This is a genomic window from Psychrobacter sp. NPDC078929, assembly GCF_050267985.1.
In the GTDB taxonomy this organism is placed as follows: Bacteria; Pseudomonadota; Gammaproteobacteria; order Pseudomonadales; family Moraxellaceae; genus Psychrobacter.
Genome location: NZ_JBNNFX010000010.1, coordinates 55568 through 68329, shown reverse-complemented (window position 1 = coordinate 68329; position 12762 = coordinate 55568). Strand labels below are relative to the sequence as shown.

The 12762-nt window shown below is 43.3% G+C and carries 9 protein-coding genes; 7 read left to right on the top strand and 2 right to left on the bottom strand.

The window, feature by feature from the left end; translation table 11 throughout:
* Window positions 1-71 precede the first annotated feature (71 nt).
* The 3 genes from radC (at window position 72) to ACQKCG_RS07440 (ending at window position 5938) form a co-directional block, all read left to right on the top strand.
* Complete coding sequence (gene radC, locus ACQKCG_RS07450; RefSeq protein ID WP_101206035.1) at window positions 72-755, top strand: RadC family protein; 684 nt, start codon at window positions 72-74, stop codon at window positions 753-755.
* Between the two features lie 348 nt (window positions 756-1103).
* Window positions 1104-4037 carry an acyl-CoA dehydrogenase gene (locus ACQKCG_RS07445; protein WP_101206036.1) on the top strand — a complete coding sequence of 978 codons (2934 nt, stop codon included), beginning with the start codon at window positions 1104-1106 and terminating at the stop codon, window positions 4035-4037.
* Window positions 4038-4561: 524 nt separating this feature from the next.
* Complete coding sequence (locus tag ACQKCG_RS07440) at window positions 4562-5938, top strand: dicarboxylate/amino acid:cation symporter (protein ID WP_101206037.1); 1377 nt, start codon at window positions 4562-4564, stop codon at window positions 5936-5938.
* A 96-nt stretch (window positions 5939-6034) separates the two neighbouring features.
* Here ACQKCG_RS07440 and ACQKCG_RS07435 read toward each other — a convergent pair whose 3' ends face one another.
* Entirely contained in the window at window positions 6035-6790 is a 756-nt protein-coding gene (locus ACQKCG_RS07435; RefSeq protein ID WP_101206038.1) for a TSUP family transporter, read from the bottom strand.
* Between the two features lie 462 nt (window positions 6791-7252).
* On the opposite strand from ACQKCG_RS07435, the gene nhaA reads away from it, so the two are divergent.
* The 3 genes from nhaA to ACQKCG_RS07420 all read left to right on the top strand — a co-directional run bounded on the left by nhaA (window position 7253) and on the right by ACQKCG_RS07420 (window position 10733).
* Window positions 7253-8455 carry a Na+/H+ antiporter NhaA gene (gene nhaA, locus ACQKCG_RS07430; protein ID WP_101206039.1) on the top strand — a complete coding sequence of 401 codons (1203 nt, stop codon included), beginning with the start codon at window positions 7253-7255 and terminating at the stop codon, window positions 8453-8455.
* Between the two features lie 209 nt (window positions 8456-8664).
* The gene (locus tag ACQKCG_RS07425) at window positions 8665-9267 is read left to right on the top strand and encodes a DUF2799 domain-containing protein (protein ID WP_101206040.1); all 603 of its coding nucleotides are present in this window, start codon (window positions 8665-8667) and stop codon (window positions 9265-9267) included.
* Window positions 9268-9344: 77 nt separating this feature from the next.
* On the top strand, window positions 9345-10733 hold the full coding sequence (locus ACQKCG_RS07420) for an oxygenase MpaB family protein (RefSeq protein WP_101206041.1): 1389 nt from the start codon (window positions 9345-9347) through the stop codon (window positions 10731-10733).
* A gap of 132 nt (window positions 10734-10865) precedes the next feature.
* Here the strand turns inward: ACQKCG_RS07420 and ACQKCG_RS07415 are convergent, their stop codons facing one another.
* The gene (locus tag ACQKCG_RS07415) at window positions 10866-11600 is read right to left on the bottom strand and encodes an NUDIX hydrolase (protein ID WP_101206042.1); all 735 of its coding nucleotides are present in this window, start codon (window positions 11598-11600) and stop codon (window positions 10866-10868) included.
* Window positions 11601-12158: 558 nt separating this feature from the next.
* Here ACQKCG_RS07415 and ACQKCG_RS07410 point away from each other — a divergent pair.
* A complete protein-coding gene (locus ACQKCG_RS07410; RefSeq protein ID WP_101206043.1) occupies window positions 12159-12722 on the top strand; it encodes an NUDIX hydrolase in 564 nt (187 codons plus the stop codon).
* Window positions 12723-12762: the final 40 nt, after the last annotated feature.

Below are 12762 nucleotides of genomic sequence, written 5' to 3'. Positions count from 1 at the left end.
GAGATAAATTGGGTAAGATTTTCCGTATCTATCTCAGATAACAAGTATCAACCCATTTTCAAGGAGTGACCATGGCGATCAAAGACTGGCATGAGGATGACAGGCCACGCGAAAAACTTTTAAAATTTGGTGCAGCTCATTTGTCTGACGCCGAGATACTGGCCATATTTTTGCGTACGGGTACTCAGTCTCAATCAGCGATTGAATTAGCGCGGCATTTGATTGATCAGTTTGGTAGCTTAGCCGAGCTATTAGCCGCCCCTCAAAAGACGGTTCTTGCCTGCCATGGTATGGGACCTGCAAAGTACGCCCAAATATTAGCTTCACTTGAGATGGGTACGCGCTATCTGGACAGCCAACTCAAAACTGGGCAAGCACTAGGACGTTCACAAGCAGTCAAAGACTATATCAGCACCCAGTTGCGCGGTGAGCACCGTGAAGTATTTGCGGTACTCTGTCTGGATAATGCCCTAAACCTTTTAAACTTCGAGATACTATTTACGGGTGGCATCTCATCATGTTCTGTCTGTATCAAGCATGTACTGCGGCATGCACTAAGCCACGCTGCTAGCCAACTTATCATCGCGCATAATCATCCTCATACCGATGCCAAGCCATCAACGGCAGATAACTTATTGACCTATGAGCTAAAAAAAGCCTGCGACCTATTAGATATCTCGCTTGTCGATCACATTATCGTCGGACGTAACGACACTTTGTCTTATGCCGAAAGCTGCCTTTCCCCTTTTAGCTAGTTTTTTGCAATTTTTCGATAATGGCTAGCTACGTGTTCCAACTAGACATATGATTAACCTATAAACAATGATGTTTGATACATATCATCGACAGAGCGTAGCATTTTGGCTCTTGATAGTTATCGACAACTGTTTCATATTAGTAGCCATTCTTGCCATTTATTTGTCAATTACTTACTAGACCATTAATACTAGTACTTAAGAGACGTAAAACCGAGCATTTATGGATTAACAAATCATTCGATTTACTTGTAAGACAGTAAATGGCAAGACGAAAAATAATTATAGTTAGCTCTTTCATTTACGTACTTTTCGCATTTTTTATTCAGCGCTTTAAAGGAGATAGTCATGGCAATTGGCTTGTTTATTTTGGCAGTCATCATTCAGTTAGCCGTGGTCTTGGCCATCTTTTTGTTGTCCTTATCACGGGTCACCGGTAGCATCGTCGCCCTGATTACGGTTATCGTTACCGCAATTATCAGCCCATGGTCGCTCATTCTGGGTATACCAATGGCGCTACTGTGTTTGGTCTTACTCGTTGCACCGCTTCGCCAATCGTTAATCACTAAGCCTGTCTATAAAGCGCTAGGCGGTGCGATGCCGAGTATGAGTGATACAGAGCGTGAAGCGCTTGATGCGGGTACTAGTTGGTGGGAAAAAGAGCTGTTTATGGGTGCGCCGAATTGGGATACCTTTTCCAATTATCCTTATCCGCAGCTTTCGGAAGAAGAGCAAAGTTTCATCGATAATGAAGTAGAAACCTTATGTGCCATGCTTGATGAATGGCAAATCCAGCATAAAGATAAAAATCTATCACCTGAGGCATGGCAATTTATCAAAAGTAATGGTTTCTTAGGTTTAATCATTCCAAAAGAATTTGGTGGCTTAGAATTTAGCTCTTATGCGCAAAGCCGTGTAATGAGCAAGATTGCTTCGCGCTCGCCGACTGCTGCTGTGACCTGTATGGTTCCCAACTCGCTCGGCCCTGGTGAGCTATTGATGCATTACGGTACGGACGAGCAAAAGCAGCGCTGGTTGCCAGGTCTTGCCAAAGGTGATGAAGTACCTTGCTTTGGTTTGACTGGCCCTGAAGCTGGCTCTGATGCAGGTGCCATTCCTGATACAGGTGTAGTCTGCTACGGTATGCACGAAGGTAAGCAAGTGCTTGGCTTACGCATGAACTTCTCTAAACGTTGGATTACCCTAGCACCTGTCGCCACTGTTGTTGGTTTAGCATTTAAAATGCACGATCCTGAAGGTCTACTTGGCAATCCTCAAAAGACCGATTACGGCATTACCTGTGCCCTCGTTCCAGCTAATCACGAAGGTGTTGTAACAGGGCCACGTCATAATCCAATCGGCTCACCATTTATGAATGGTACGGTCGATGGCAAAGACGTCTTTATTCCATTAGATTACATCATCGGCGGTGTTGAGAACGCTGGTCGTGGCTGGCGTATGCTAATGGAATGCTTGGGCGTTGGCCGAGGTATTTCTCTACCAGCTCTATCGACATCAGCCAGTGAAATGACTTACCTATCTGTCGGTGCATTCGCCAAAGTTCGCGAACAGTTCAAGATATCAGTAGGTAAATTTGAAGGTGTACAGGACGCTACTAGCCGTATGGCAAGTAACACTTATATGTTAGAAGCATTCCGTCATTTGGTTACTTGCGGATTAAACCAAGGTGGTACGCCATCTGTTATGACTGCCATGGCAAAATACTATGCGACTGAAACCATGCGTAGCGTTGTCAACGACGGTATGGATGTGGTCGGTGGTCGTGCTGTACAGATGGGTCCGCGTAACTTTTTGGCGACACCCTATCAAGCGATTCCTGTCTCTATCACGGTCGAAGGTGCCAACATTTTGACCCGCTCACTTATGATCTTTGGTCAAGGTGCGATGCGTTGTCATCCTTATTTATTCGACGAGCTTCAGTTACTACAAAGCGAAGATAAAGCGGCTGCTACTGAAAAATTCGATACCCTTTTCTTCAAGCATTTGGGTTATACGTTTAACCGTGGCGCCAAAGCTTTTGTCGCAGGTTATATTGGTGGTAGCGATAAGGCCCCGAGTTTCGCAGACGCCTTTACCCGTCCTTATTACAAACATATTAACCGCTTAAGTGCGAGCTTTGCCCTAACTGCTGATATGGCATTAGGACTACTAGCAGGAGACTTAAAGCGTAAAGAAATGCTCTCTGGTCGCTTAGCAGACATCCATAGTCATTTATTTATTGCGACTGCTATTTTGCAATTCTATGAGCATGGTAGTAAATCAGAGTCTGAGCGCTTACATGCTGAAGTTGCGCTACAAAACAGTTTGTACACGATTCAAGAAGCCTTTGTGTCATTCTTCGCTAACTTCCCGAATCGTATGGCAGCCAATGTGGTTAGCTTTGTGACTTTCCCAAGTGGACGTATCTTCACCCCAGCAAGCGATGAGCTAAAACGCCAGTTGGGCGATACTTTCATGGATGATTTTGCAGCCAACCCATTCCGCGATTATCTAAAAACCATGGTTTATTACAACACAGATGCAGACGATGTAACTGGTCGTATGGAGCATGCTTATCAGACGTTGGTCGAAATCGAACCATTGTGGCAGAAGTTTAAAAAGGCAGAGCATCAAGACAGCTTTGAAGGTCTAACCTTTGAAGATCATGTGGTACACGCCAGTCAAAATGGCGGCATTACCGAAGAAGAAGCAGAAGTTCTGATTCAATATAACGCCATGCGTTTTGATTCATTATTGACCGATACGTTTGACGAGCATCTATCGGAAGCGCTAGAACGTGACAATCCACATGCGCTTGAAAATGCAGTTCACCAACTGACTGATTACGCACAGCTAAAAAGACAAGCTCAGAGTAAAAACGGTATCGCTGTGGATACCGATGCATCTGTCGTCGATGAGCTAGCCACCACTAACGAACCAACTATTAATGATCTAGACAGTCCTGCAAACACAGACAATCATACTGGTGATGCCAACCCTAATCATGGTTATGAAAGTGATGGCGATGTAGAGTTGGTGAGTGAGCAAGATACTGTCAAAGAAGTAAATTCGCAGACAGATTTTGAAGAGTCAGAGCCTGAGATAGAGGCACTCGATCATCGCCATCGTGATGCTGAGTCACATCTTAACGAGCGTATGGGCAATAATCATAATCGTCATATTGCACCACCTGACGAGATAAATACGGAAGCAAGTGATAGTGACATCAAGTCTTTAGAACGCCAATCACCCTTATCACGTGAAGAAGACGATAAGGTTTAATGGTCTATTCTGTTTTTAATATTGCTATTAGAAACTGAGTATTATTAGATTTTATAGTAAAACTTTCACTTTTTATTAGCCAGACTATCTATAAACGATAGTCTGGCTTTTTTTGGTCTATTGGAAATTCTGAGCTTAATTAATCATATGAGTCTTATTCTTTTCTTTGCATTTCGATAACTTGAAATCAATGGTTCAATATCAATAGTTTGACATATTTGCTTACCCTAAAAACTCTTTCATGAATATTTTGTTTCATATGGGAAACAAACCGTTTAGAATAAATATTGACTATATTATGGGCACATAGTTGTAACGAGGAATGTACATTTAGAATAAAATCAGAAAAAAATCTTGCAGTGCCCTTAGCTATTCTTTTATATTGTCCACGAAAATGTGACATCGAGCGACAATCACGGGAACTTAATAGTCATAACAAGCTTTGTAGTAAGGCTGATAAGTACAATCATGTTGGCTAATGAACACTTACTATAAAGCTGTTATGCACACAAAGGATATGAATTATGTGGAAGAATTTGGGACTGACGGGCAAGATCATTGTTGCCATGGTGCTCGGTATTGGACTGGGCCTATTTCTAAACTACTCAGGATTGAACGGCGAAGGTGGCTTTGTTAACACTTACATCACCAATGGCTTCCTTGCCATTGTTGGTAAACTATTTGTCAACTCGCTAAAAATGTTGGTCGTACCTTTGGTGCTTATCTCACTGATTTGCGGTGTATGCGGTATTGGTGATATTCGCCTACTTGGACGTATTGGTACCAAAACGTTCATTATTTATATGATAACCACTGCACTCGCTATTGCGACTGCAATTGGTCTTGGCTCGCTATTCGGTATCGGTAAAGGCATGAATATCGGAACGGAAGCCGAGTTTGAAGCTGCGTCAGCGCCGCCTCTACTTGATGTATTCTCTAACATTATCCCATCGAATCCCATCAGCGCGATGGCAAATGGTGATATGTTATCGATCATCTTCTTTGCTATTTTGATCGGTGTCAGTATCTTGATGGTAGGTAAACCTGCCAAAGGCTTAGTGCAGAGCCTAGAGCTGATCAACGAAGTTATCTTAAAGATGGTCACGATCATCATGAACCTTGCACCATATGGTGTATTTGCGCTATTGACCAAAGCAATGGCAGAGCTAGGTTTAGACTTGATTTGGTCACTACTGGGTTATGTCGCGGTATTGGTCGGGTCATTGGCCTTCCACTTCTTTATCACCATGATGATTGTACTAAAAGTGTCTTCAGGCCTGTCTATCAAGACGTTCTTGGCAAAAATGCGTGAAGTACAAATCTTTGCTTTTAGTACCTCAAGCTCAAACGCGACGATTCCTATTACCTTGCGTACGGTTACCAAGCGTATGGGTGTAAACAACTCAGTTGCGTCGTTCACTGTTCCTTTTGGTGCTACCATCAATATGGATGGTACGGCTATCATGCAGGGTACTGCAACCATCTTTATTGCCAACATTTACGGCATTGATTTGGGCGTGACCGAATACTTAACCGTCATCTTGATGTCAGTACTGGCGTCTGTTGGTACGGCTGGTGTGCCTGGTGTTGGTCTAATCATGCTATCTATGGTATTTGCTCAAGTGGGTCTACCAATCGAAGGTATTGGTCTAATCTTGGGTGTGGATCGTATCCTTGATATGCTACGTACTGCTGTAAACGTCGGTGGTGATGCTGCTGTTACTACTATCGTGGCAAAATCAGAAGGCAAAATGGATCTGGCTATTTACAACGATCCTAACGCTGGTGCAAAAGATGTATTTGATGGTCATATCGATGAAGACAATGAGCGTGAGTTCTCTGAAGTCTTTAGTGATGGCATCATGGGTAGTGAATATGATGATGTTGATCGTCGCCGCTAACCCACGATTGCGAGATAGAAGTGCATAAAATAAAAAACCTCAGTCAAGTTGGCTGAGGTTTTTTTATGATCAATAACTAGTCAAATCAAAAACTAACTAGCCAAACACATACTTGGTCAACATCGCCAGACAGACCAGTACAATCACTGGACGAATCAATTTGCTACCGCCTTTAACCACCATGTGCGAGCCAAAATAGGCACCGATGGTTTGTCCAACCATCATCGCTAGCCCCACTTTCCACAGTACGTTGCCACCCAAAATAAAGAAAATTAACGAGCCAATATTGGTCGATAAATTCAATACTTTAGCCGCACCTGTTGCTTCGATAATTTGACGACCACGTAATGCCACATTGCCAAGCGCAAAAAACATACCAGTACCTGGACCAATATAACCATCATAAAAACCAATCAACGGTGCCACGACTTTTTGCCATTTGCTCTCTGAGATACGCGGTGCAGCCTCTACTTCACCCAATCTAGGGGCAAATAACGTATAAATACCGATAGCAGCGATCAAAAATGGAATCACCTTTTCAAGCAAGTCAGGTGGTGACATCTGTACAGCGATAGTGCCGATAACGGAACCAATAAAAGCGGCGATAATAGCTACTTTGATACGTTGCGGTTTGACGACCCCTTTTCTAATCATAGTAATAGACGCCGCTAGTGCGCCTGATGCCGCTTGCAGTTTATTGGTGCCAAGCGTCAATACTGGTGGGATGTTGGCCAGTAGCATGGCAGGGATAGTCAATAACCCGCCGCCGCCAGCAATAGCATCAATAAATCCTGCCAACGCGGCCACCGCAGTAAGCATTAAAATAATCTCTAACGAGAAAGTTAAGTCCATGACACTGACCTGCAAAATATGATAAGAAGAGAAAAGGAGTTCTGAGATAAGGCTAAAATATCATTATCGATAAGCTGACAGCTTACCAGTGCTAGCAAAAGAAATAATGACACGTCGCACAGCGCTGCTCATTATAAAGATAAAACCGTAAAAAAAGCCAAAAACGTAACAAAGTCTGCTAAATTTGTCTAATAACGTTCCGAATATGCTCAGCCAAATAGCGACTGATTAAAAAGATTTAACGACTTACAACTGTATTGACCTTCATATCCCCTTTATAATATTGCTGTTATTGATATAAAAAAGCGAGCGGATGGTCTTCGCTCAACGTATTTTGTTGTTTATATTAATAAGAGTATGAGAAACTGTTAGGGTCTATCTGCTATCGTTATACAAACAGCGAGATAGACATTTGAAGTTATTGAATGATTTAGTGAATTATATTTAGCAAACGGGGATGATATGGCAATACGAAGGATTAAGGCATTTTTTGAATTTGAAGCAGCGGGCGGTATCGTTTTAGCATTGGCTGCCATTGCTGCAATGATCATTGCCAACTCCCCTCTCAACGTATGGTATGAAGGTTTTATTCATGCACCTGTCTCCATTCAGATTGGTGAGTTCGCGATTGCCAAAGATGCTCATCACTGGATCAACGATGGTCTGATGGCAGTTTTCTTTTTCTTGGTTGGATTAGAGCTTAAGCGTGAAGTACTCATCGGCGAGCTGTCCAATGTCAAACAGATAATACTGCCAGCAGGGGCCGCACTCGGCGGCATGATTATGCCGGCGATTGTCTATCTGCTCTTTAACTACAATGAGCCTGAGTTTTGGAAAGGTTGGGCCATTCCTGCGGCTACAGATATTGCCTTTGCACTCGGTATTTTGAGTCTCTTAGGTAATCGTGTACCTAACTCCCTAAAGGTCTTCTTAGTCTCTATTGCTATCTTCGATGACATTGGTGCGATTCTGATTATCGCTTTGTTTTATACCAGTGAGTTGTCGTTAGAGTCATTGGCAGTAGCTGGTCTATGTTTGCCGTTCTTATATGTTCTTAATCGCCGTAACGTCACCAATATCACACCATATCTACTCATCGGTCTGATCATGTGGATTGCCGTACTCAAGTCTGGTATCCATGCAACATTGGCAGGTGTGGTATTAGCACTGTTTATCCCGATGTTCGACCGCACTGATCCTGAGCACTCTCCACTTGAAGAGCTAGAGCACGATCTACACAATACCGTCGCCTTTGGTATTTTGCCAATCTTTGCTTTTGCCAACTCGGGTATCTCTCTCGAAGGCGCAGGTTTTGCTGAGCTATTCCACTCAGTGCCGCTAGGTATTGCCGCTGGTTTGTTTATTGGTAAGCAGTTAGGCGTCATGATGATGTGCTGGTTAATCTTCAAACTTGGTATCTCAACCATGCCAAAAGGTATGGACTATAAGCAAATCTACGGTGCAGCTCTATTGTGCGGTGTTGGTTTTACCATGAGTTTGTTCATCGGTGGTTTGGCATTTGCTGGCGATACCACTATGTTTGATGAGCGCTTGGGCATTATCATGGGTTCAATCGTCTCTGGTATCGCAGGTTACATCATGCTAAAAATGAGCTTGAAAGATAATGCTAGCGGTACATCGGTCGATTTGACTCGCCCACATTGATGAAACATAGAGTGGCTTATAGTGGTACTACTTAATGTTGATGCCACTTATAAGCTGCTCTATTTTATTTGTATGTACGTTATCGAGATATTTATAAGTGACTTAGCAATTAATGACAAGTCTGCATAATGTAGTTGATTGCTAGCATCATTTATTTGTGTTCACAGTTATTATCGTTATGATAGTTATCACAGCTATCGGAGCTAACCATGTACCGACTTATACACCGCGTTGTACGTCAACTGGCATTAGGTTTATCTGTGTTCGGTAGTATCTATCTGCTAGCAGGCTGTGCAACACTCTCCAAGCAAGAATGTCTCATCGGTGATTGGCAAGCTATCGGCTATAACGATGGCGTGGCAGGTTATCATTCAGACCGATTAGCATCTCATACAAAAGCCTGTGCCAAAGCCAGTGTCGCCCCCGACTACCAAGCATGGGAGCGCGGTCGTAAACTTGGTCTACAACAATACTGCACTATCAATAATGCCTATAACATCGGTAGACGTGGTCGTCAATTAAACAATGTTTGTCCAATTGCTATGGCCAACACATTGCAAGCGGCTAATCAAAAAGGGCTAGATTATTACGCCTTAGACAGTCAATTAGACAAAGACAATCACCTCTTAGATACTTACCAATCAGAATTCGATAAGCTAGAAAATGGTGAAATGCTAGACTTTTCTAATGAAAAAGAAGCCCGTGCACGGCTGCTATCTCTATCTGATGAGATTCGTGATACCAAACGCCGTATCCGAACAACACAGCAGCAATTAGACTCATTGAACCGATCCAGTAGTTTTTACGAATGACTGGGATGCGAAGCTATCGCAATGCAAGTTTTACGTTCTAAGGCATGTCCTCACTCTGAAAATGGTACTTGATAATTATGGATAAGAAAATCATCAATACGGCAAGTACTCCAACTGACAAACCTGACTTTCAGTCATCGAACGCTCCATCATCGAACGCTTATCAGCGTCATGGACGTACCACTGCTATCGATGACCATAGCGATTTGCAGGTTTTAAAACGCATTAAACGTTATCTATTACCAAAAGACTTTACAATATCGCCTGCTCTACTTGATGAGATCGTGGCAGGTTACGATATTGGCGATCCACTCGCAGACGCGTTAGCTGCTCAAAGCATAAAATTTGCAAAGCCTTTACAGCATACTATTCTTGGCGATAATTCAAATCATAATCCTGCGAACAATGGCCTTGTAAACAAGGACCTTGCAACCAACCCATCATTTAAAGCGCTCACTGAGCAATTTAGCAGCCATCCTGATTGGTTCGACCCAAAGCTTGCTCGGATAGGTGCGGTTGCCTATCGGCGCTATCCACTCATGCTCATTTGGCTACTGCGTAATGTTGCTTTGATGGCTGGCTATAGCATCCCTGCCCTCTCGCTACCGCTCATTCAGACGGGCGCACTGATGCACGATGCGCTACCACGACTGATGCGTACTTATGCCTATATCTTGGCCGTGTCTGAACACCCTTCATCTAATATGAGCGCAGGCAATCAAAATAAACCTGTCGAGCAAGTGCTGGCCATTGGCTCTGAGGGCTGGCGACAATCGATCCAAGTACGTCAGATACATACCTTGGTAAGGCAGAACCTACTCAAAGGTAAAGGCAATGCTGCTACAGGCGTGATACCAAACGCCGAGCAACATCATAACCCTGATGGTAGTTGGAATACTGACTATTGGGGCATCCCTATCAATCAAACCGATATGATTGCCACCCACTTACAGTTCTCGTTACTAATTATGCGCGGTCTAAGATTGTTAGGCGCACGTATTAGCACAGAAGAAGCTGAAGGTATCCTGCATCTATGGAATCTTGCCAGTTATTGGATGGGTGTTGATCTAGATCGTTTACCAAAAGATGAGGCCGCGTGTTGGGAATGGCTCTATACCTATCTATCGATACAGCAGCTAGATTTTAAGATGGGTCAGCCATTGGCAAAAGCATTGCATGATTTACCGCGTCAGCTGATGGGTGAAGACAATCGGCGTGGACGTTTTGTTGAAATGGTCAACGCAAGTGTCACTCGCACCTTAGTTGGTGATGATATAGGCGATGGGCTGGACTTACCAAAATCGAAGATACGCTTTGGTGTATTGTCTTCAGTACCGATTCTTTTTGCGCTCGATACTGCACGGCAGCATAACGCGTCCGTTGCTCATAAGCTAGAAGCATTCCGTGCCAAGCGCCAAGACAATATGAACTGGTGGCTTAAAAAGAACGATGATTATTATAAGTAGATGACCATAGTCATTCCACTATAAAAGCATTACTGCGTTAACCTCGTTTGAAGTATTACATATACATCTACACTCGGTTGCCTTGTACTACTTTTAAATTGCATCGACTATATTATAAATAGATGACATTTATCAGCGTTTGTTTTCTACGCGGTAATACCATTCTAGCTGTCGATCAAACCCTGTTTCTAATAGGTTAGCAATTACCCGTCCTGTTAGCCCCCATACTGTCTCACCATCGACCTGCCAGCTCGGCGTCAGTATGGTAGCCATTTGCTCTTGCATCTTATACTCAATCTCATATTCTACCGTTGGTTGAGTGACTAACGACTCTAAATCTGCCCAAAAGATACGTGATATTTCTCCCGCTTCAGGTACGAGTACTAGGCCAGGAGCGATAAGTGCCACGATTGGACGTACGCTCATACCGCTTTTTGAAGTTTGGATCGGTAGCTGACCAAGCAATTGGACTTTATTGGGTGGTAGTGCTGTTTCTTCGCAGGCTTCACGCAATGCGGTAACGACATTATTGCCATCGCCTCGATCATGTTTACCACCTACACAAGACACTTCACCCGCATGACTGTTCATATGGGCAGCGCGGCGTGTTAGTAGTAGTTTAGGCCTGCGCTCATGAGTAATCGCGACCAATATTGATGCATCAGCAATGGGTGTCTGATATAAGCTGTCTAGAATACGCGTACTTTGTGAGGTATTGCCACTCTCGTACATCGCTGGACTCGTCAGCGCGTTCAATGTCTCGTGCTGTACTCGCTCGGCTAATTGACGAAGCGTCGGATGACGAATAAAAGTAGGTACAGCAACTGACAGGTTATCGAAGCTTACAGCCTCCGGTGGGAATAACATTATAATTGCCCTATATTTTTATCGTTATTAAGCGGTATCACCAGCATCTTTCTTATTTTCTATTATTAAAATCGCGACTAGTAAATAAAACCAACAATCTATTTATTGTTCTCGGCCACGCGACTTGTCAGCGGCTTTAGTATCAATAATTACTGAACACTCACTAGACTAGCGCAATATAATAGTGGCTGCATGCTATTTATGTGACTGATTCATTGCTTATCAATGCTCAATAACGGCCTTGTTGACCAATAACAGTAAGCCTATCTGTGAAATGATGCGTTACTGTTATCGTGATTCTGTCCGTCGATAATATGTGCTATCTTAAGACGATAGCTGCTCTTTAGAATAATATCTTATATAAGTCAGGTACGTTTAAATCAGATGCATTTAAGTTAGGTTTATTGTCAGTTCTACGCCATTTGCTGCCTGTAGCAATTGTCTCATCATCCTTGTATCTAACGTATCTCGAAACGATGACAGCAGCACTTCAGAATATAGGTCTTATAACCTATAAAAAACATCATACACAATAACTTTTATAACAAGGTAGTTGATATGCGCTATTGCCTCCAATGCGGTCATGAAGCAGAACGAAAAATCCCACCTACGGATAATATGCCGCGTTTGGTATGCCCCAATTGCCACTATATCCACTACGAAAACCCAAAAGTTATCTGTGGCTCGCTGGTGGTACATGAAGACAGAGTGCTACTGTGCCGCCGAGCGATTGAGCCACAATATGGGCTATGGACGATACCTGCAGGTTTTATGGAAAACGGTGAGACCATGGCTGAAGGCGCAGCACGCGAGAGCTACGAAGAAGCTGATGCCATCGTACTGAATCCGCATCTATACTGCATTTATGACTTACCAGATATTGGGCAGATCTACTCTATCTATCTGGCCGATCTAAAAGATGGCGCGTATGGTATTGGCTCAGAAAGTCTCGACTGTGCACTGTTTAGCGAAGAAGACATCCCATGGGATACACTGGCATTTGAAGCCATTCGCCGTACTTTAAAAAGCTACTTTGCTGATCGTAAGCAGTATAACGAGTTGTCAGAATTTCCGATTCATCAAGACAAAATTGGCAAAGATTTGAGTATCAAGCGATATTAGTCAATTACCTAACCACAAAAAGCCAAGCATGATGCTTGGC